This is a genomic window from Bordetella petrii (assembly GCF_017356245.1).
Classification (GTDB): domain Bacteria; phylum Pseudomonadota; class Gammaproteobacteria; order Burkholderiales; family Burkholderiaceae_B; genus Bordetella_A; species Bordetella_A petrii_D.
This window is the reverse complement of record NZ_JAFMZZ010000001.1, coordinates 714,889-734,134: the sequence shown is the minus strand read 5'-3', so window position 1 is coordinate 734,134 and position 19,246 is coordinate 714,889. Positions and strand designations below refer to the sequence as shown.

The following is a 19,246-nucleotide window of genomic DNA, read 5'->3' as shown; positions in this document are numbered from 1 at the left end:
CAAGTTCGCCCCGCATAATCGCCCCGACTTCCGCGCTGTCCGCGGAAGCTTTGTATGGGAAGTTATGCGCAAGACTCTGAGTGTGAACCTGGCACTGTCGGCCATGCTGGCGGTATTCGTGGCATTGTTCGTGGCGGCGGCCGCGGCCGGCATCGGGCTGCTGCGCGACAGCCGCGCCGACATCGAAGCGCTGGGGCGAGGCAGTATCGAACGCGCCGGCGACCTCAGCGACCTGAGCAGCCGGCTGTTCCAGGCGCGCGCCTGGCTGACCGATGCCAAGACCTATATGGAAGGCGGCCTGGAAGAGCAGCGCGACCAGGCGCTGCAGCAGGCGCAGGCGCTGCTGGCCCGGGCGGCGGCCAGCCACGGGCGCCTGCGCGCCAATCCCGATACGCAGGGGCGGGGCGCGCAGCTGTTCGACGCGGTGCAGGCCGCGTACGAGGGCCTGGCCGGCAAGGCGCTGCAGCCGCTGCAAAAAGCCATCCAGGGGTGGAACGGCATCGAGGCCAACCGCATTGTCGAACAAGTGCTGCCGCAAAGCAGCGCCGCCTACCTGGACGCGGTCGAGGCGTTCCAGACTTATGCGCGCGCGCAGGGCGCGGCCGCCGTGGCCCGGGCCGGCCAGGTGCTCGACCGCGCCATGGCGGGCGCCGTGGCCTTGCTGGCGCTGGTCGCGGCGCTCGGCCTGGTTTTCCGGCTGGCCTTCCGCCGGGTGGTGCTGCGGCCGCTGAAGCAGGCCGGCGCGCATTTCGACCGGATCGCCGATGGCGACCTGGGCGAAGCCATTGCGGCGCGCGGCGGCAACGAGATCGGCGTGCTGTATTCGGCGATGCGGCGCATGCAGGCCGGGCTGACCGGCGCGGTGGCGGCGGTGCGGCAGGGCGTCGAGGAAATCCACGTGGGCGCGCGCGAGATCGCCGCCGGCAACGGCGAGATGTCCGACCGCATCGCCCGGCAGGCCGCCGCGCTGCAAGAGGCGGCCGCCAATATGGCCACACTGGCCGATACGGTGCGGATTACCGCTGGGCACGCCGGCCAGGCGCACGGGCAGGCCCGCGACGCGGCCAGGCTGGCCGAGCACGGCGGCCAGGCCATGGCCGCCGTCGGCGCCGCCATGCAGCACATCGCCGCCGACACCCGGCGCATTGAAGACATCGTGGAAGTGGTCGACAGCATTGCGTTCCGTACCAACATCCTGGCGCTGAATGCCGCGGTCGAGGCGGCCCATGCCGGCGAGCAGGGCAAGGGGTTCGCGGTGGTGGCCGGCGAAGTGCGGCTGCTGGCGCAGCGCAGCGCCCAGGCCGCCGATGAAATCCGCACCCTGATCCAGGCGGCCGCCCAGCGCGTCGGCGACGGCGTGCGCCAGGCCGATGCGGCGGGCGTGGCGGTGCGCGACGCCATCGCCGCGGCGGGCCAGGTGACCCGGCTGGTGTCCGGCATTACCGAGGCCGCGGGCGAACAGTCCGCCGGCATCGATTCGGTGAACCACGCGGTGGCCAGCCTGGAGCGCGCCACCCAGGAAAGCGCCGCCATGGTCGAGCAGACCGCCGCCGCGGCCGCGGCCCTGGAAGAGCAGGCGGCCTCGCTGCGCAGCGCCGTGGCGGTGTTCAGGCTGGCCGCCGGGCCCGTTGCCCGGCTGGCGCAAAACGCCCCAGGTGCCCCAGGTGTCTGGCTCCCGCAGGGTGCCTGACACCGCTGTGTGGCACGGCTATCTGAGTCGTATGGTGTCTGGCACCTTGACGGGAGCCAGACACCTGGGCGACGCGGACGCACCCGGGTGACCAGGGCGCCCGACTACAATGGCGGCATGACCTCGACGAATACCGAAGCATCCCTGGCCCGCGTGGTGCTGGCCTCGAACAACCCCGGCAAGCTGCGGGAATTCTCCGCCTTGTTCGCCCCGCTGGGCATTGAACTGGTTCCGCAGGGCGAACTGGGCGTGCCCGAGGCCGAAGAGCCGCATGTCACGTTTGTCGAGAACGCGCTGGCCAAGGCGCGCCATGCCAGCCGGCTGACCGGCCTGCCGGCCCTGGCCGACGATTCCGGCCTGTGCGTGGCGGCGCTGGGCGGCGCGCCCGGCGTGTACTCGGCGCGCTATGCGCAGCTGGCCAACGCCGCCGCCGAGCGCAGCGATGCCGCCAATAATGCCTTGCTGGTCAGCAAGCTGGCCGGCGTGGCCGACCGGCACGCCTGGTATGTGGCGCTGCTGGTGCTGGTGCGCGCCCACGATGACCCGCAGCCGCTCATCGGCGAGGGGCTGTGGCATGGCCAGATCGTCGACGCGCCGCGCGGCGGCCACGGGTTCGGCTACGATCCGCATTTCCTGCTGCCCGACCTGGGCCGCACCGCCGCCGAGCTCGATCCGGCCGAGAAAAACCGTGTCAGCCACCGCGCCCGCGCGCTGGCGCAACTGCTCGCCAAGCTGGCGCCTCGCTAAGCGCCGCCGCCCTCGATACCGTGGCCACCACCATTCCCATCCACCAGGCCGGATCCGGCGCGCGCGTCGTGACGCCCGCCGGGGCCAGCCTGACCAGCCTGCCGCCGCTGTCCGTCTATGTGCACGTGCCCTGGTGCGTGCGCAAATGCCCGTACTGCGATTTCAATTCGCACGCGGCGCCGGCCGAACTGCCCGAGCGCGCCTACCTGGACGCCTTGCGGGCCGACCTGGAGCAGGCCCTGCCTTCGGTATGGGGCCGGCAGGTCGTGTCGGTGTTCCTGGGCGGCGGCACGCCCAGCCTGCTGTCGGCCGCCGGCCTGGATGAGCTGCTGGCCATGCTGCGCGCCTGTCTGAACTTGCTGCCGGACGCGGAAATCACCATGGAAGCCAACCCCGGCACGGCCGAGGCGGGGCGGTTCCGCGATTACGCGGCCAGCGGCGTGAACCGGCTGTCGCTGGGCATCCAGAGCTTCGATGACGCCCAGTTGAAAAAGCTGGGGCGCATCCACGATGCCGCCCAGGCCCGGGCCGCCATCGAGATGGCCCGGCGCGCCGTCGGGCGGGTCAACCTGGACCTGATGTTCGCGCTGCCTGGGCAGGGCCTGGCAGCCTGCCTGGACGACGTGCGGCAGGCCCTGTCGTTCGGCACCGAGCATCTGTCGCTGTATCACCTGACCCTGGAACCGAACACCGTCTTCGCCAAGTACCCGCCGGAACTGCCCGATGACGACGCCAGCGCCGCCATGCAGGATGCCGTCGAGGCCGCGCTGGAAGCCGCCGGCCTGTTGCGCTACGAAGTCTCGGCCTATGCGCGGCCGGGCGCCCGCTGCCGGCATAACCTGAATTACTGGGAGTTCGGCGATTACCTGGGCATAGGCCCGGGCGCGCACGGCAAGCTGTCGTTCCACGACCGCATCGTGCGCGAGGCGCGCCTGCGCAGCCCCGACAGCTGGATGGCCGCCGCCGCGGCCCGCGACGGCAGCCACATCGCCGAAGCCCGCACGGTGGGGGCCGGCGAGCTGCCGTTCGAGTTCATGCTGAATGTCCTGCGCCTGAAAGACGGCGTGGCGGCCGCCTCGTTCCAGGAACGCACCGGCCTGTCGCTGGCCGCGATCGCCCAGCCCCTGCAATCGGCCACCGCGCGCGGCCTGCTCGATCCCGATCCCACCCGCCTGCGGGCCACGGCCCTGGGGTGGCGCTTCCTGAACGACCTGCAGGAAATCTTCCTGTAAATAAAAAGCACCATTATGGTGCTTGCATGCCCCATGTTTTGCACTATTATGGTGCGTAAGTGCCCCGCTATGGCGGATTTTGGGTGGGCATGCCCTGCGTTGGGTCCTGGCATGCATATTGCTTTCTTCTATTCATGCCAGCCGGCACCAGGCCCAGCCCCCGGCGCTTTTATCACATGGAGATGACATGGCAAGCCCGAAAGACATCCTGAAGCAGATCGCCGACAACGAAGTGAAGTTCGTGGATTTCCGCTTCACCGACACGGTGGGCCGCGAACACCACGTGTCCGTTCCCACCACGGCCGTTGACGAAGACAAGCTGGAAAGCGGCCAGGCGTTCGACGGTTCGTCCATTCCGGGCTGGAAGGGCATTGAAGCCTCCGACATGCTGCTCATCCCCGACCTGGATACCGCCAACCTGGATCCGTTCCGCGAAGAGCCCACCCTGATCCTCAGCTGCGACGTGGTCGAGCCTTCCGACCTGAAGGGCTATGACCGCGACCCGCGCTCGCTGGCCAAGCGCGCCGAAGCCTACCTGAAGTCCTCGGGCCTGGGCGACACCGCCTACTTCGGTCCGGAACCCGAATTCTTCGTGTTCGACGGCGTGACCTGGAACACCGACATGTCGGGCACCTTCGTGAAAATCAAGTCCGAAGAAGCCCCGTGGTCGACCGGCACCGAATTCGAAGGCGGCAACATGGGCCACCGCCCGGCCGTCAAGGGCGGCTACTTCCCCGTGCCGCCGGTCGATTCGTTCCAGGACCTGCGTTCCGAAATGTGCCTGCTGCTCGAACAGATGGGCGTGCCGGTCGAAGTGCACCACCATGAAGTCGCGGCCCCGGGCCAGCTGGAAATCGGCACCAAGTTCAGCACGCTGGTCAAGCGCGCCGACTGGACCCAGATCCTGAAGTACGTCGTGCACAACGTGGCGCACGCCTACGGCAAGACCGCCACCTTCATGCCCAAGCCCATCGTCGGCGACAACGGCTCGGGCATGCACGTGCACCAGTCCATCTGGAAAGACGGCCAGAACCTGTTCGCCGGCAACGGCTATGCCGGCCTGTCCGAGTTCGCCATGTACTACATCGGCGGCATCATCAAGCACGCCCGCGCGCTCAACGCCATCACCAACCCGGGCACCAACTCGTACAAGCGCCTGGTGCCGCACTTCGAAGCTCCGGTCAAGCTGGCCTACTCGGCCCGCAACCGCTCGGCCTCGATCCGCATCCCGTACGTGGGCAACCCCAAGGCCCGCCGCGTCGAAACGCGCTTCCCGGATCCCCTGGCCAACCCGTACCTGGCGTTCTCGGCCCTGATGATGGCCGGCCTGGACGGCGTGCAGAACAAGATCCACCCGGGCGATCCGGCCGACAAGAACCTGTACGACCTGCCGCCCGAAGAAGACGCGAAGATCCCGACGGTGTGCGCGTCGCTTGAGCAGGCGCTCGAAGCCCTGGATCAAGACCGCGAGTTCCTGACCCGCGGCGGCGTGTTCAGCAACGACATGATCGACGCCTACCTGGCCCTGAAAGAAGGCGAGGTCCAGCGCCTGCGCATGACCACGCACCCGGTCGAGTTCGACATGTACTACAGCCTGTGATGTTGCTGGCTGGGGCCTGCTTCCCCGAGCGGGAACGGGCCCTGTTCGGGGCGGGCGGGGCGGCTCGCCGGCCCGTCCTGCCCCGGTGCTGCAAATGATGAATGTCGATGCGTTTGACCTACTGGCCACAGCCGTCCTGCTGCTGAACGAGCGGGGCCACGTCGAGCATGCCAACGCCGCGGCCGAAGACCTGTTCGGCCGGTCCCGCAAGCAGTTGCGCGGCCTGTCGGCAGCCACGCTGTTCGGCCATCCCGAAACCCTGCAGTCATCCATCGATCGCGCCGTGGCGGGCCAGTTCGCCGATGTGCGCCAGTTGTCGTCGGTGCGGCGCGCCGGCGAATCGGCCGAAGTCGCCGTCACCACAGTATCGCTGGCCGGCCAGGCCTGGCCGGTGCTGATCGAGGCGCGCGAAATCGAACAGCGCGTGCTGGCCGACCGCAACCACCGGCTGGTGGAAGAAATCGAGGCGCATCGCGAATTGCTGCGCAACCTGGCGCACGAAGTCAAGAACCCCCTGGGCGGCCTGCGCGGCGCGGCGCAGCTGCTCGAGGCCGAGCTGCCCAGTGCGGCGCTGGCCGAATACACCCAGGTCATTATTTCCGAGGCCGACCGCCTGCAAGTGCTGGTCGACCGCCTCAGTGGCCCGCAGCGCGTGCCGCTGGCCGCGCGGCCGGTCAACATCCACGAAGTCTGCGAACGCGTGTGCGCGCTGGTCCAGGCCGAGTTCCGCGACAAGGTTGCGCTGGTGCGCGACTACGACGCGTCGGTGCCCGACCTGCAGGGCGATGCGGCGCGGCTGATCCAGGCCGTGCTGAACGTGGCGCGCAACGCCGCGCAAGAACTGTCGCTGCAGCCGCCGGGTGTCGACGTGCCGCCGGCGCAGATCATCCTGCGCACCCGCGTGGCCCGGCAGGTCATGCTGGCGCACCGCCAGCACCGGCTGGCCCTGGTGCTGGCCATCATCGACAACGGGCCCGGCGTGCCCGAATCGATCCGCGACCGCATTTTCCATCCCCTGGTCACCGCCCGGCCGGGCGGCACGGGGCTGGGCCTGAGCCTGGCCCAGGATTTCGTGCAGCAGCACGGAGGCATTATCGAATTCGAATCCCGCCCCAGGCACACTGAATTCCGTCTGGTCTTGCCGATGGAGCAACCGCTGTGAGCAAACCCGTTTGGATCGTCGACGATGACCAGGCCATACGCTGGGTCCTGGAAAAAGCCCTGGCGCGGGCCGGCATTCCCACGCGCAGCTTCGCGCAGGCCGCCGACGTGCTGGCGGCGCTGGATGTCGAAACCCCCGCGGCGCTGGTGTCCGATATCCGCATGCCCGGCGGCGACGGCCTGGACCTGCTGCGCCAGCTGAAAGAGCGCCATCCGCACCTGCCGGTCATCGTGATGACCGCCTTTGCCGACCTCGACAGCACGGTGTCGGCGTTCCAGGGCGGGGCCTTCGACTACCTGGCCAAGCCCTTCGACGTGAACGAAGCCATTTCGCTGATCGAACGCGCCGTGCACGAATCGGCGCCGCAGGACGCGCGCGCGGGCGAAAGCCAGGACGGCGACGCGGGGCAGGGCAACGAACGCTGGATGATGACGCAGTCGTCCTCCACCGCCATGCAGGAAGTCTTCCGCGCCATCGGCCGCCTGGCGCAATCCAAGGTCACGGTGCTGATCACGGGCGAATCCGGCACCGGCAAAGAACTGGTGGCGCGTGCGCTGCACGGCCATGGCGCGCGCGCCGGCGGGCCGTTCGTGGCGCTGAACGCGGCCGCCATCCCGCGCGACCTGCTCGAGGCCGAACTGTTCGGCCACGAGCGCGGCGCCTTCACGGGCGCCAACACCCTGCGCCGCGGCCGCTTCGAAGAAGCCCACGGCGGCACGCTGTTCCTGGATGAAATCGGCGACATGCCGATCGAGCTGCAGACCCGCCTGCTGCGCGTACTGGCCGAAGGCAGTTTCTACCGCGTGGGCGGCGCCCAGCCTGTGCGGGTCGACGTGCGCATCGTGGCGGCCACCCACCAGCCGCTGGAGCAGCGCGTCGAACAAGGGCTGTTCCGCGAAGACTTGTTCCATCGCCTGAACGTGATCCGCCTGCGGCTGCCGCCGCTGCGCGAGCGGGTCGAAGACATTCCCGCCCTGGCCAACCATTTCCTGGCCGCCAGCGCCCGCTCGCTGGGCGTGCCGGTCAAGCGGCTGACGCCCGACGCGGTTGCCGTGCTGACGCGCTTCGATTTTCCGGGCAACGTGCGGCAACTGGAAAACTTCTGCCATTGGCTCACCGTCATGGCGCCGGGCCAGACCATCGAACGCGCCGACCTGCCGCCCGAGATCCGCGCCATGGAAGTGCAGCCGCAAGCAACAGCCGCGGGCAGCGTGGCCGTGCACGGCGGCTTCCCGGCGCCCGCTGCGCCCGCCGCCATCGCCGCGTCGGCCGGGGCTGTGCGCGCCGACGCCGGCGCCGCCGACTGGCAGGCCGCGCTGCTGCGCGAAGCCCGGCAGCGCCTCGAACGCGGCGAGCCGGCCGTCATGGCCACCCTGACGCGCCAGTTCGAACGCATCCTGCTGCAAAGCGCGCTGGACGCCAGCCGCGGCCGCCGCGTCGAAGCCGCGTCGCGCCTGGGCATCGGCCGCAATACCATCACCCGCAAACTGCGCGAGCTGGGTATCGAAGAATGAGTGCTGCCCGCTAGATTCCCAGCAGGCTTTCGCATAGCCGCGGCGAGCGCAGCTTCTGCAGCCACCATTTCAGCGCCGCGCCGGGCGCCGGTTCGCGCCAGGCGTAAACCAGCTGCTCGGTCATGGGCACGCCGTCGTCGATGGCGCAGTGCACCAGCTCGCCGCGCGTGATGTACGGCGCGGCCAACGTCAGCGGCAGGTAGCCGCAGCCCAGGCCGCGCACCTGGGCGTCGATCTTGGCCTGCATGGTGGGCATCACGATCAGGGGCTGCCTGTTCAGCAGGCCGCGCGTCAGCGGCGGCAGGTGGCGCGCCGTGTCGGCCACCACCACCGCGCAATAGGCCGCGATATCGTCCGCCCCCAGCGGCCGGCCCAGCGCCGCCAACGGGTGCTGCGGCGCCACGCAGAAACCGAATTGCACTTCGCCCATGGGCTGCGACCGATAGGCGCCCGGCGCGGCGCCGTTGGCGTCGGCGCCGATCACCAGATCGGCGCGGCCGGTCGCCAGGGCATCCCAGTTGCCGCTGAGCACTTCGGTGGAAAACCGCAGCGTCGTCACCGGCGCAAGCTGGCGGAATTCCCGCACCACGTCGTACAGGGGAGGCAGGGGCAATACGGCGTTGACGGCCACGCGCAGCTCCAGTTCCCAGCCGGTGGCCACGCGCTTGACGCGGCCGGCCAGGGCATCCAGCGATTGCAGCACCTGGCGGCCATCCTGCAGCAGGGTTTCGCCGGCCGGGGTCAAGCGGGCGCGGTGCCCGCTACGGTCGAACAGCAGCACGTCCAGCGCATCTTCCAGCTTGCGCACGGCATAGGTGACGGCCGACGGCACCTTGTCCAGTTCCCGCGCGGCCTTGGCAAAACTGCCGTGGCGCGCAATGGCATCGACCATGTACAGCAGTTCGGGGGTGATGGCTTGCATGGCGAAATATCGTTCAAATAAATTGAATGATGTCATCAAACCTGCTCAGCCTCAACCCCAGGGGCCGGGCGCACAATGCCTTTCATCGGCAGTGCAAACGCCCAGCGCGCCGCCACTGCCAATCACCAAATTGAAAGGAGCTCATCATGCTGACCCTGCGCCGTAGCAACGAACGTGGCCACGCCAACCATGGCTGGCTGGACAGCTACCACACCTTTTCCTTCGCCAATTATCACGATCCCGACCACATGGGCTTCGGCCCGCTGCGCGTGATCAACGACGACCGCATCGCGCCCAGCCGCGGCTTCGGCACGCACGGCCATCGCGACATGGAAATCATCACCTATGTGCTGGACGGCGCCGTGGCCCACAAAGACAGCATGGGCAGCGGCTCGACCATCCGCCCGGGCGACGTGCAGCGCATGAGCGCCGGACGCGGCGTGCTGCATTCCGAGTTCAACCCGCTGGACGACCAGCAAACCCATATGCTGCAGATCTGGATCGAGCCCGACGTGACCGGCATCGTGCCCGAATACGAAGAGCAGCGCGTGCCCGAAGCCGACAAGCGCGGCCGCCTGCGCCAGGTCGTGTCGCCCGACGGGGCCGACGGCTCGATGCGCATTCACCAGGACGCGCGGCTGTACGTGGGGCTGTTCGACGGCGCCGAGCAGGCCGAACTGCCGCTGGCCGCCGGCCGCCGCGCCTGGGTGCATGTGGCGCGCGGCAAGGCCACGGTGAACGGCCAGGCGCTGTCGGCCGGCGACGCCGTGGCGCTGACCGACGAGGCCGCCGTGCGCATCAGCGATGGCGAACAGGCCGACGTGCTGGTCTTCGACCTGCCTTAAGCAGTATCTTGCCGGCATGCCTGCGAACAGGTGTCTGGCACCCACAGGGTGTCAGACACCGAGGTATGCCACGCTGTCGCAACACTATGGTGCCAGGCACCCCGACCATGCACCATACAACCGAGGAGAACACCCCATGTCCGCTGTTGAAACTCTGATCGTCCCGCGCTCCAGCGACCTGGGCGGCGGCCTGCAGGTTCGCCGGGCCCTGCCGTCCGCCCAGCGGCGCACCGTCGGCCCGTTCGTCTTCCTGGACAACATGGGGCCGGCCATGTTCGAGCCGGGCGCCGGCGTTGACGTGCGCCCCCATCCGCACATCGGCCTGTCGACCGTCACGTACCTGTACGAAGGCGCCATGATGCATCGCGACAGCGCCGGCCATACCCAGGAGATCCGCCCGGGCGAACTCAACTGGATGACGGCCGGGCGCGGCATCGTGCATTCCGAACGCACGCCCGACGCGCAGCGCAGCGCGGGCCATCGCTTGTCCGGACTGCAGTTGTGGGTGGGCCTGCCCAGCCGCCATGAAGAAACCGATCCGGGCTTCGTGCACTACGGGCTGGATGCGCAGCCGGTGATCGAAGGCGAGGGAGTGCGCGCGCAAGTGGTGGCCGGCTCGCTGTTCGGCCAGACGTCGGCCGTGCGGACCCTGTCGCCGCTGTTCTTCGGCGATATCACGCTGCAGCCCGGCGCCACGCTGGTCGTGCCGGCCGAACACGAAGAACGGGCGGCCTACCTGAGCAGCGGCGCCGTGGAAATCGACGGCCAGGTCTACCAGCCGGGGCAGCTGCTGGTGTTCGCCGCGGGCCAGCCGGTGACCGTGCGCGCGGCCGAGGCAGCCCGCCTGGCGATACTGGGCGGCGAACCGCTGGACGGGCCGCGCTTTGTCTGGTGGAACTTCGTGTCCAGCAGCAAAGACCGCATCGAACAGGCCAAGCAGGACTGGCAGCGCGACCGTTTCAGCCAGGTCGTGCCGGGCGACGAAACCGAATACATCCCGCTGCCGGCGCCACGCGCGTAGTGGCGCCCAGGTGTCAGGCTCCGCAGGTGCCTGACACCGAAGTGAGCCATGACCGCCTCAGGCAGTACGGTGTCAGGCACCTGCGGAGCCTGACACCCGGCCTTTGGTGCGGAGCCTGCGGCTACATGCCGCGCGCGTAGGCCTGCTGGCGCTGCGCGACCAGCGTCTCGCGCCGCACGAAGTCGCGCACGAAGCCGTCGGCGGGGTGGTGGTGCAGGTTGTACGGGGTGTCCCACTGCACGACCTTGCCGTCGCTCATCACGCCGATGCGGTCGGCGATGGCGAAGGCCTCGGCCTGGTTGTGGGTTACCAGGATGGCCGTGTGCCCGGTCGATTTGAGGATGTCGCGCACTTCGAAAGCCAGGCGCTCGCGGGTGTCCACATCTAGATTGGAAAACGGCTCGTCCAGCAGCAGCAGGTCGGGCGAGGGCGCCAGCGCGCGCGCCAGCGCCACGCGCTGCTGCTGGCCGCCGGAAATTTCGTGCGGATAGTTGTCAGCCGAAGCGGCCAGCCCCACCATGTCCAGCATCTCGCGCACGCGCGCCGCGCGCTCGGCCTTGCCCAGCCTGCGCAGCCCGAAGGCCACGTTCTGCGCGGCGGTCAGGTGCGGAAACAGCGCGTAGTCCTGGAACATCATGCCCACCCGGCGCAGCTCGGGCGCCACTTGCACGGCCGGCGACGAAATCACGGCGCCGTCCAGGGAAATCTGTCCGGCACGCACCGGCTCGAAACCGGCGATGGCGCGCAGGATGGTGGTCTTGCCGCAGCCGGATTCGCCCAGCAGGCAGCCGATGTGGCCGGCCGGCAGCGCCAGCGACAGGTCTTGCACCACCGGGCGCAGGCCTTGCGGCGTGTCGTAGGCCAGGTGGATGCGTTCTAGTTCAAGCAGGTCGGGCACGATGTCAATGTCCCATTTTCAGGTTGGTGCGCGCCAGCAGGATCACCGGCAGCAGGCCGGCCAGCACGATGGCCAGCGCCGCCACGGCGCCTTCTTCATACGTGCCGCGGGCGGCCTCGGCATACAGCCAGGTGGCCAGCGTTTCGAAGTTCAGCGGCCGCAGCAGCAGCGTGGCGGGCAGTTCTTTCATGGTGTCGACGAACACCAGCAGCGCGCCGGCGGCCAGCGCCGGCCGCAGCAGCGGCAGGTGCACGCGGCGCAGCGTGCCGCCGGCGCTTTCGCCCAGCAGGCGCGACGCCTGTTCCAGCGATGGCGGGATACGGGCCAGGCCGGCCTCGATGCCGCCCACCGACACCGCCAGGAAGCGCATGGTGTAGGCGCAGACCAGCGCGCCCATCGACCCCATCAGCAGCAGGCCCTGGCTGCCGAACACCGCGCCCAGCTGGCGGTCGATCCAGGTAAAGGGCATCAGCAGGCCGATCGCCAGCACGGTGCCGGGCACCGCATAGCCCAGGCTGGCGATGCGCGCGCAGGCGCGGCCCGGGTTGAATCGCGCGCTTTCGCGCAGCGTGCGCCCGGCCCAGGCCACCACCAGGCCGCAGCCCAGCGTGACCAGGGTGGCCGTGAAGGCCACGATCAGAGTATTGGACAGGCCATTGATCAGCTGGTCTGACACGCCGCCCACCAGGTGCAGGCGCTTGTAGGTCTCGACGATCAGGTACCAGGCCGGCGCCACGAACCCCAGCACCACCGGAATCCAGCCCAGCACCACCGCCAGCCATGCCGCGCCGCCGCGCAGGCGCCGCGGCTGCATCGGCCGCATGCGCTGCGTGTTGGCATAGCGCTGCCGCTTGCGGCCGTGCCGCTCCAGAAGAATCAGCCCGACCACGATGGCCAGCATGGTCAGGGCGATCTGCGCCGCGCTGGCCAGGTCGGACCGCGTGATCCAGGTGGTGTAGACGGAAACGGTCAGGGTCTGGACACCCAGGAATTCCGAGGCCCCGATGTCGTTCAGTGTTTCCAGCAGGGCCAGGCTGGCGCCCACGGCAATGGCCGGCCGCGCCAGCGGCAGGGCCACGCGCAGGAACACACCCACGCGGCCGGCGCCCAGCGTGCGCGCCGCTTCGAGCAGACTGGCGGCCTGCGTCATGAACATGACGCGGGTGCTCAGGTACACATAGGGGTACAGCACGAAGCCCAGCACGAAAATGGCGCCGTAGATCGAGCGCAGGTCGGGCAGGCGGAACTGGCGCGGGCTGTCATAGCCCAGCAGGGCGCGGATGGCGGTCTGGATCGGGCCGATAGGGTGCAGCAGGTCCAGGTAGGCGAAGGCGATGATGTAGGTGGGCACCGCCAGCGGCAGCAGCAGGGCCCAGGTCAGGATGCGGCGGCTGGGAAACTCGTAGGCGGTAACCAGCCAGGCCGCGCCGGTGCCCAGCAGGGTCACCAGCACGCCCACCCCGGCCAGCAGCATGGCCGTGTTGGCGAAGGCCTGCGGCAACACATACCGGGCCAGGTGCGACCAGTGCGACAGGTCGGCGTGCATGGCCTGCCAGGCCAGCGCGGCCAGCGGCAGCAGCACGGCCAGCGCGATCAGCGCCGCGCCCGCCAGCCAGCCCGCGCCGCGTTCAGGGCCGCGCAGCCGCCAAGGGCGGGACAAAGTTTCAGTGTGCATGCTTCAAATGCGGCCAGGTGCCTGGTCCTCGTCGGCCAGGTGTCTGGCTCTCGCAGGGTGCCAGACACCGGAGTGTGGCGATACCGTTACGAAGAAAACAATGTCTGGCACTCTGCGATGCCGTCTTGAAAAATGCAGGTGTCTGACACCCGCGGGGAGTCAGACACCTGGTCTTTATTGACGCCTTGCGGCGCCGGGTTCAATTGTCGAAGCCCACCTTGTCGACCAGTTCGCTGGCCTGCTTGCGGTACTTGGCGATTTCGGCCACCGGCAGCGAATCGACCTTCAATTCGCCGAAGCTGGCCACCACCGGATCCAGCTTCACGCCCGGGCGGATGGGGTATTCGTAGTTGGCGCGGGCGTACAGCGTCTGGGCCGGCTCGGACACCAGGAATTCGAGCAGCTTGATGGCGTTGTCTTTGTTGGGCGCGTGCGCGGCCACGGCGGCGCCGCTGATGTTCACGTGCGTGCCGGTGCCTCCGTTCTTGAACGTGGGGCGCACCACCTTGATGGCGTCGCCCCATTTGCGGGCGTCGGTGCCGGGTTCGGCGTTCTTCATGTGGCCCACGTAGTAGGCGTTGGCAATGCCGATATCGCAGATGCCGCCCAGGATGTCGCGCGCCACGTCGCGGTCGCCGCCGGCCGCCTTGCGGGCCAGGTTGGCCTTGACGCCGCGCAGCCATTGCTCGGTGGCCTGCGCGCCGTCATGCGCGATCATGGCCGCCACCAGCCCGGTGTTGTAGGGGTGCTGGCCCGAACGGATGCAGACCTTGTTCTTCCACTGAGGGTCGGCCAGGTCTTCGTAATGGAAGCTGTCCAGCTTCAGGTCGTTGGCCACGTACAGCACGCGGTCGCGCAGCGACAGGGTATACCACTTGCCATCGGCGCCGCGCAGGTTGGCGGGAATCACCGAGTTCAGGGTGTCCGACTTGATCGGCTGGGTAATGCCGCCGTCCACCAGGTCGATCAGGTTGCCGATGTCCACGGTCATCAGCACGTCGGCCGGCGATTGGGCGCCTTCGGCCTTGACCCGCTCGAGCAGGCCATCCTTGATGAACACCGTGTTGACCTTGATGCCGCTTTCCTTGGTAAAGGCATCCAGCATGGGCTGGATCAGCTTGGGTTCACGGGTGGTGTACAGGCTGACTTCGTCAGCGGCCAGGGCCGGGCTGGCCAGGGCGCTGCCAGCCAGCGCCAGCGCGCCCAGCAGCGGGGTCAGGGAAAGGCGTCGGATCGACATTTGGAGGGCTCCGGTGCGTTGCATAACGGACACAACCCCGCGCCGGAAGGCCTGCGGACGCGTCCGTTAACGAAAATGATTATCAAGTAGGTGCGACAATACCAGGAAGCCGCCGGGCGTTCAACTTGATGTCAGATTGCGGATAAGCCCTGTGATTTCTATCAAAGAGTTATAAGGGCATTACGGATTAATGAGACGAGTTATCAAGAAGTCACGGTAAAATAGGGATAACCCTGAGCCCCGCGCCCGTCTTTTGCACGGCGTGGCATTCCATCCGGCGCACCTGGTGCGTTGTACTTTTTTCAACGACATGGCAGCTTTCAATACCGAGCGCGTACTCAGCGTGCGCCACTGGAACGATACGCTTTTTTCCTTCACCACCACGCGCGACGCGGCCCTGCGGTTCCATAACGGCCACTTCGTCATGATCGGCCTCGAAGTCGAAGGCAAGCCGCTGATGCGGGCCTACAGCATCGCCAGCGCCAATTACGAAGAAAACCTCGAATTCCTCAGCATCAAGGTGCAAAACGGGCCGCTGACCTCGCGCCTGCAGCACCTGAAAGAAGGCGACACCATCCTGGTCAGCCGCAAGCCCGTGGGCACCCTGGTGGCCGACGACCTCAAGCCCGGCAAGCACCTGTTCCTGTTCGGCACCGGCACCGGCTTGGCGCCCTTCATGAGCATCATCAAAGACCCCGACGTCTACGAGCGCTTCGAAAAAATCGTGCTGGTGCACGGCGTGCGCTGGGTCAGCGAACTGGCCTATGCCGACTTCATCGAAAAAGAACTGCCCAACAACGAGTTCTTCGGCGACGTGGTGCGCGACAAGCTCATCTATTACCCCACCGTCACGCGCGAGCCGTTCCGCAACCAGGGCCGCATCACGCAACTGATCGAAAGCGGCAAGCTGTGCCAGGACATCGGCCTGCCGCAAATCAACCCCGAAACCGACCGCGCCATGCTCTGCGGCAGCCCGCACATGCTGGCCGACATCAGCGCCATGCTCGACTCGCGCGGTTTCCAGGTGTCGCCGGGCGTGGGCGAACCGGGCGACTACGTGGTCGAACGCGCGTTCGTCGAAAAATAAGCCGGTTCATTCCCTGCAAAAGCCCTGGCCGATCGGTATCGGACAGGGCTTTTTTCTTATGGGTGCGCCGGGGGCCGGATCAGGCTTTCAGCCGGTATTCCCAGCTCTTTATGCAACCGCCAGATCATGGGCAAAGTCAAAGTGCGTTTACGATTCAAGACTTCATAGACGCGATTGCGCTTGCCGATCATTGGTTCCAGATCTTTGGCCGTCAGGCCGCTTTGCTCCATACGGAACTTGATGGCTTCAACCGGATCGGGCAGGTCGATAGGATAGCGCCTTGCTTCATATGCCTGGACCAGTGTCGTCAGGACATCCAGGCGATCGCCTTCGGGGGTGCCCAGGTCAGGGTCGGATTCCATCAGCCGGGAAATTTCTTTGAGTGCCGACTTGTAATCGGCCTCGGTATGTACGGGGCGGATTTCCATGTTCACTCCAGTTCCACTGTCTCGGCATTGATTCTGTCGTAATCCGCGTGAGTGCCGATGAACTTCACGTAGACGATACCGAGTTTGAAGGAAACCGCTGTGACCAAGCGGTAATTGTTGCCCTTGATATTGAACACCACACGCCGGTTTTTGAGGATGCTGGCACTACGATAGTGTGCTTTGATATCCGCCGGCTGTGTCCATTGCGCCTTATTGGCCTCATCCACCCAGGCCTTTATCGATTGCTCGGCGTCCGGGTGTTCGTCCCAGAACAGGCGCAGGGTGCTGACGGCTATGACTCGCATGAAGGGATGTTAGTCCCAATTTGGGACTAACACAAGTGTGACTTCGAAGAATGTCAGACACAGCTGCAGCGAACTCCGAGCCCCCTTATTCCGCCTTGATGCCGGCCTTCTTGATGATGTCGCCCCATTTCTGCGACTCGCTGCGCTGGAACGCCGCCAGTTCCTTGGGGGTGGACGTCGCCGGGGTCGTGCCGGTGGACTTGTAGAAATGCTGGGCCGCCTTGCCCTGGGTGGCCTTGACCAGCAAGTCATTCAGCTTGTTCACAACCGCCTCGGGCGTGCCGGCGGGCACGTAGGCGCCGAACCAGTAACCCATTTCATACCCGGGCACGCCGGCCTCGGCAATGGTGGGCAGATCCGGCGCCAGCGGCGAGCGTTCGTTGCCGGTAAAGCCCAGTGCGCGCAGCTTGCCGGCTTCCACTTGCGGCAGGCCCGTGGCGCTGTCGGTGACCATCATGTCGATCTGCCCGCCCAGCAGGTCGGTGATCGCCAGCGGATTGCTCTTGTACGGCACATGCAGCAGCTTGATGCCGGTCATCTGCTGCAGCAGTTCGCCGGCGATGCGGCTGCTTGAGCTGCCGCTGCCGAAGCTGAGCTTGCCCGGCGATTTCTTGGCCAGGGCCAGGAACTCGGTCACGCTCTTGGCCGGCGAGGCCGGGTTCACCACCATGAACTGCCCGCCCTTGCCCAGCAGCGTCAGCGGCGCGAAATCCTTCACCGGGTCGTAGGGCAGGGTCTTGTACAGGTGCTCGTTGGCGGCCTGCGTGGTGTTGGTGGTGATCAGCACTGTGTAGCCGTCGGCCGCTGCGCGGGCCGCGGTTTGCGCGCCGATCATGGCGCTGGCGCCCGGCTTGTTCTCGATGACCACCGACTGGCCGGTCAGCTCGGCCACACCCTGGCCGATGGCCCGGCCCAACTGGTCGGTGGCGCTGCCGGCGGCGAACGGCACGATGAACGTGATGGGCTTGCTGGGAAAGTCTTGCGCGGCTGCCGCCAGCGGCAGGGCGGTGCACAGGGCGGCAAGCAGTCGTAGCGGGGTCATGCGCATGGGGAGTCTCCTGGTGTGTTGTTGTAGAAAACAGGGAAATACCGGCTTACTGCGGCGCGAGCGGCGCCGGCGGCAGGCCGGTGGCGGGCTGATCGCCCGGAATGTCCGGCAGGCGCCGGGCCAGTTCGGGCGCAACATCCACCCGCAAGTCAAGCAAATGGAACGACAGGCTCTTGCCATGCGTGTCCAGGTTCAGGGCGTCGTTCACGCCGCCGTCCAGCACGCCTTCAAGCACGAAGTTCATGGCGTGCAGGCTGGGAATCAGGTAGCGCGTGACGCGGGTAGGGCGGCGGTAGGCAAACCATTCGGCCACGCGCGCTTCGGTGACCTGGTCCGCCAGTACCGCATAGCACTCCGGGTCCCAGGCGATCAGGCTCAGGTTCGAGATATCGCCCTTGTCGCCCGAGCGGCTGTGCGCCAGGCGGTACAGGGGCGCGCGTACGGGGGGGTGATCCGGCTTCATGGTGCGGCCTCCATCATGGTCCAGCCGCTGTGCACAGCGTCGCGCGGTATCGTGCACGAGACCATGTTCAGGCGCGGCCGCAGGGCGGTGCGCACGCCGCCGCCGCCCGCCGGGCCGCAGGTGTACAGGGCCGTCACTTCGCGCAGCAGCCGTTCGGCCACGCGCGCGTCAGGGTGTTCGGCAGCCAGGCGCAGCCTGACATCGCGGCCCGCGCCAGCCGGGCGGGCATCCAGCATGGCGCCGCCATCGTCGCCCAGGATGCTGAGCACCCCGATCAAATCCATGCGCACGGTCAGCGTGGCGCCGAGCCGCCGCCGCACGATGTCCGCCGCCAGGCGCGCGCGCGCCTCGGCCTGCACGCCGGCATACGAGATCTCGGCTTCGGCCAGCCAGCCGCCGCGATAGCAGACGTTGACTTTCAGTTCATCGGGGCGCGCATGGCCGTCGATGCCGTGCACGGCGACCCGGTCGGGGCCCTGCACCCGCACCGACGCCTGGCTCAGGTCGGCCACCACATCCGGCGTCAGGTAGCGGGCCGGGTCGTGCACTTCATACAGCAGCTGTTCCTTGACCGTGCGGGCATCCACGGCGCCGCCCGTGCCATCGGCCTTGCCGATTACGAAGCCGCCGTCGGCGTCGATTTCGGCAATGGGATAGCCCGCCACGTGCACATCGGGCACTTCTTTCAGGCCGGGCACGCAGAAATAGCCGCCGGTGACCTGGGTGCCGCATTCGAGCATGTGGCCCGCCATGGTGGCGCGCCCCAGGCGCGTCCAGTCATCCGGGGCCCAGCCGTAATGGGCCAGCGCCGGCCCCACCGTCAGCGAAGGGTCGGCCACCCGGCCGGCCACCACGATCTGGGCGCCGGCCCGCAGCGCGTCGGCAATTTCGCCCGCGCCCAGGTAGACGTTGGCGCTGACCACGTCCATGCCGTCCAGGCGCGGGCCCAGCCGTTCGCGCAGCAGGGCGCGCTGCTCGGATGTGACCAGCGCGTCGCCATGCACCACGGCGATGCGTGGCGCCGGCAGGCCCTGGGCGCTGGCCAGCCCGGCGATGCAGCGCGCCGCCGCCGGCGGATTGGCGGCGCCGAAATTGCCCACGATGTTGATGCCCTGGCGCAGGCAGTCGGCCAGCACCGGGGCCAGCAGCTCTTGCAACAGGGGCTCGTAGCCGCTTTCCGGGTCGGCATTGCGCGCCAGCTGCGCCAGGGCCAGGGTGCGCTCGGCCAGGGTTTCGAAGATCAGCGTGCCGCCGCCGCGGGCCGCCAGCGATTGCACGACCGCGTGGGCGCCGTCGGTACGGTCGCCCGAAAAACCCGTTGCGCAGCCGATCAGAAAAGGGGAAGCAGCCATGATGAGTCCGTAAGCGC

General features: G+C 67.8%; 18 protein-coding genes. 9 read left to right on the top strand and 9 right to left on the bottom strand.

Features of this window, described 5'->3' with window-relative positions:
* Positions 1 to 64 precede the first annotated feature (64 nt).
* From J2P76_RS03475 to ntrC, 6 genes are all read left to right on the top strand, one after another.
* Positions 65 to 1,690, top strand: a complete 1,626-nt coding sequence (locus J2P76_RS03475) for a methyl-accepting chemotaxis protein (protein ID WP_207404485.1) — start codon at positions 65 to 67, stop codon at positions 1,688 to 1,690.
* 117 nt (positions 1,691 to 1,807) lie between these two features.
* The gene (rdgB, locus tag J2P76_RS03470; protein ID WP_207404484.1) at positions 1,808 to 2,437 is read left to right on the top strand and encodes an RdgB/HAM1 family non-canonical purine NTP pyrophosphatase; all 630 of its coding nucleotides are present in this window, start codon (positions 1,808 to 1,810) and stop codon (positions 2,435 to 2,437) included.
* 20 nt (positions 2,438 to 2,457) lie between these two features.
* Positions 2,458 to 3,669 carry a radical SAM family heme chaperone HemW gene (gene hemW / locus J2P76_RS03465; protein ID WP_207404482.1) on the top strand — a complete coding sequence of 404 codons (1,212 nt, stop codon included), beginning with the start codon at positions 2,458 to 2,460 and terminating at the stop codon, positions 3,667 to 3,669.
* Positions 3,670 to 3,856: 187 nt separating this feature from the next.
* Positions 3,857 to 5,269, top strand: coding sequence for a type I glutamate--ammonia ligase (glnA, locus tag J2P76_RS03460; RefSeq protein ID WP_207404481.1), 1,413 nt, complete (start codon positions 3,857 to 3,859; stop codon positions 5,267 to 5,269).
* 97 nt (positions 5,270 to 5,366) lie between these two features.
* Complete coding sequence (gene glnL / locus J2P76_RS03455; protein ID WP_207409104.1) at positions 5,367 to 6,431, top strand: nitrogen regulation protein NR(II); 1,065 nt, start codon at positions 5,367 to 5,369, stop codon at positions 6,429 to 6,431.
* Positions 6,428 to 7,945: a nitrogen regulation protein NR(I) gene (gene ntrC, locus J2P76_RS03450; RefSeq protein WP_207404480.1), complete on the top strand. Its 1,518-nt coding sequence runs from the start codon at positions 6,428 to 6,430 to the stop codon at positions 7,943 to 7,945. The genes glnL and ntrC overlap by 4 nt, the downstream gene beginning before the upstream one ends.
* Positions 7,946 to 7,955: 10 nt before the next feature.
* Here the strand turns inward: ntrC and J2P76_RS03445 are convergent, their stop codons facing one another.
* On the bottom strand, positions 7,956 to 8,867 hold the full coding sequence (locus tag J2P76_RS03445; protein WP_207404478.1) for a LysR family transcriptional regulator: 912 nt from the start codon (positions 8,865 to 8,867) through the stop codon (positions 7,956 to 7,958).
* 146 nt (positions 8,868 to 9,013) lie between these two features.
* Between J2P76_RS03445 and J2P76_RS03440 the strand changes: the two genes are divergently transcribed.
* Together J2P76_RS03440 and J2P76_RS03435 are read left to right on the top strand one after the other, a co-directional pair.
* The gene (locus J2P76_RS03440; protein ID WP_207404477.1) at positions 9,014 to 9,712 is read left to right on the top strand and encodes a pirin family protein; all 699 of its coding nucleotides are present in this window, start codon (positions 9,014 to 9,016) and stop codon (positions 9,710 to 9,712) included.
* 136 nt (positions 9,713 to 9,848) lie between these two features.
* Positions 9,849 to 10,733 (top strand): pirin family protein, encoded by an 885-nt coding sequence (locus J2P76_RS03435; protein WP_207404475.1) that lies wholly within the window; start codon positions 9,849 to 9,851, stop codon positions 10,731 to 10,733.
* 121 nt (positions 10,734 to 10,854) lie between these two features.
* Here the strand turns inward: J2P76_RS03435 and J2P76_RS03430 are convergent, their stop codons facing one another.
* The 3 genes from J2P76_RS03430 to J2P76_RS03420 form a co-directional block, all read right to left on the bottom strand.
* Positions 10,855 to 11,631: an ATP-binding cassette domain-containing protein gene (locus J2P76_RS03430; RefSeq protein ID WP_207404474.1), complete on the bottom strand. Its 777-nt coding sequence runs from the start codon at positions 11,629 to 11,631 to the stop codon at positions 10,855 to 10,857.
* Between the two features lie 4 nt (positions 11,632 to 11,635).
* Positions 11,636 to 13,306 carry an ABC transporter permease gene (locus J2P76_RS03425; RefSeq protein ID WP_207404473.1) on the bottom strand — a complete coding sequence of 557 codons (1,671 nt, stop codon included), beginning with the start codon at positions 13,304 to 13,306 and terminating at the stop codon, positions 11,636 to 11,638.
* Positions 13,307 to 13,505: 199 nt separating this feature from the next.
* The gene (locus J2P76_RS03420) at positions 13,506 to 14,546 is read right to left on the bottom strand and encodes a Fe(3+) ABC transporter substrate-binding protein (protein ID WP_207404471.1); all 1,041 of its coding nucleotides are present in this window, start codon (positions 14,544 to 14,546) and stop codon (positions 13,506 to 13,508) included.
* A gap of 310 nt (positions 14,547 to 14,856) precedes the next feature.
* Between J2P76_RS03420 and J2P76_RS03415 the strand changes: the two genes are divergently transcribed.
* Positions 14,857 to 15,633 carry a ferredoxin--NADP reductase gene (locus J2P76_RS03415; RefSeq protein WP_207404470.1) on the top strand — a complete coding sequence of 259 codons (777 nt, stop codon included), beginning with the start codon at positions 14,857 to 14,859 and terminating at the stop codon, positions 15,631 to 15,633.
* A gap of 56 nt (positions 15,634 to 15,689) precedes the next feature.
* Here J2P76_RS03415 and J2P76_RS03410 read toward each other — a convergent pair whose 3' ends face one another.
* The 5 genes from J2P76_RS03410 to J2P76_RS03390 form a co-directional block, all read right to left on the bottom strand.
* Entirely contained in the window at positions 15,690 to 16,067 is a 378-nt protein-coding gene (locus J2P76_RS03410) for a transcriptional regulator (RefSeq protein WP_207404469.1), read from the bottom strand.
* Entirely contained in the window at positions 16,064 to 16,366 is a 303-nt protein-coding gene (locus J2P76_RS03405) for a type II toxin-antitoxin system HigB family toxin (RefSeq protein WP_207404467.1), read from the bottom strand. The genes J2P76_RS03410 and J2P76_RS03405 overlap by 4 nt, the downstream gene beginning before the upstream one ends.
* Before the next feature lie 85 nt (positions 16,367 to 16,451).
* Positions 16,452 to 17,414, bottom strand: a complete 963-nt coding sequence (locus J2P76_RS03400) for a tripartite tricarboxylate transporter substrate binding protein (protein ID WP_207404466.1) — start codon at positions 17,412 to 17,414, stop codon at positions 16,452 to 16,454.
* Between the two features lie 46 nt (positions 17,415 to 17,460).
* A complete protein-coding gene (locus J2P76_RS03395; protein WP_207404465.1) occupies positions 17,461 to 17,877 on the bottom strand; it encodes an AtuA-related protein in 417 nt (138 codons plus the stop codon).
* Positions 17,874 to 19,229: an acyclic terpene utilization AtuA family protein gene (locus J2P76_RS03390; protein WP_207404464.1), complete on the bottom strand. Its 1,356-nt coding sequence runs from the start codon at positions 19,227 to 19,229 to the stop codon at positions 17,874 to 17,876. The genes J2P76_RS03395 and J2P76_RS03390 overlap by 4 nt, the downstream gene beginning before the upstream one ends.
* Positions 19,230 to 19,246: the final 17 nt, after the last annotated feature.

Excerpts from the sequence above, each read along its gene's own strand:
- J2P76_RS03475 (WP_207404485.1), top strand. The coding sequence starts at position 65 with ATGCGCAAGACTCTGAGTGTGAACCTGGCACTGTCGGCCATGCTGGCG.
- rdgB (WP_207404484.1), top strand. The coding sequence starts at position 1,808 with ATGACCTCGACGAATACCGAAGCATCCCTGGCCCGCGTGGTGCTGGCC.
- glnA (WP_207404481.1), top strand. The coding sequence starts at position 3,857 with ATGGCAAGCCCGAAAGACATCCTGAAGCAGATCGCCGACAACGAAGTG.
- glnL (WP_207409104.1), top strand. The coding sequence starts at position 5,367 with ATGAATGTCGATGCGTTTGACCTACTGGCCACAGCCGTCCTGCTGCTG.
- J2P76_RS03445 (WP_207404478.1), bottom strand. The coding sequence starts at position 8,867 with ATGCAAGCCATCACCCCCGAACTGCTGTACATGGTCGATGCCATTGCG.
- J2P76_RS03440 (WP_207404477.1), top strand. The coding sequence starts at position 9,014 with ATGCTGACCCTGCGCCGTAGCAACGAACGTGGCCACGCCAACCATGGC.
- J2P76_RS03435 (WP_207404475.1), top strand. The coding sequence starts at position 9,849 with ATGTCCGCTGTTGAAACTCTGATCGTCCCGCGCTCCAGCGACCTGGGC.
- J2P76_RS03425 (WP_207404473.1), bottom strand. The coding sequence starts at position 13,306 with ATGCACACTGAAACTTTGTCCCGCCCTTGGCGGCTGCGCGGCCCTGAA.
- J2P76_RS03420 (WP_207404471.1), bottom strand. The coding sequence starts at position 14,546 with ATGTCGATCCGACGCCTTTCCCTGACCCCGCTGCTGGGCGCGCTGGCG.
- J2P76_RS03415 (WP_207404470.1), top strand. The coding sequence starts at position 14,857 with ATGGCAGCTTTCAATACCGAGCGCGTACTCAGCGTGCGCCACTGGAAC.
- J2P76_RS03405 (WP_207404467.1), bottom strand. The coding sequence starts at position 16,366 with ATGCGAGTCATAGCCGTCAGCACCCTGCGCCTGTTCTGGGACGAACAC.
- J2P76_RS03400 (WP_207404466.1), bottom strand. The coding sequence starts at position 17,414 with ATGCGCATGACCCCGCTACGACTGCTTGCCGCCCTGTGCACCGCCCTG.
- J2P76_RS03395 (WP_207404465.1), bottom strand. The coding sequence starts at position 17,877 with ATGAAGCCGGATCACCCCCCCGTACGCGCGCCCCTGTACCGCCTGGCG.
- J2P76_RS03390 (WP_207404464.1), bottom strand. The coding sequence starts at position 19,229 with ATGGCTGCTTCCCCTTTTCTGATCGGCTGCGCAACGGGTTTTTCGGGC.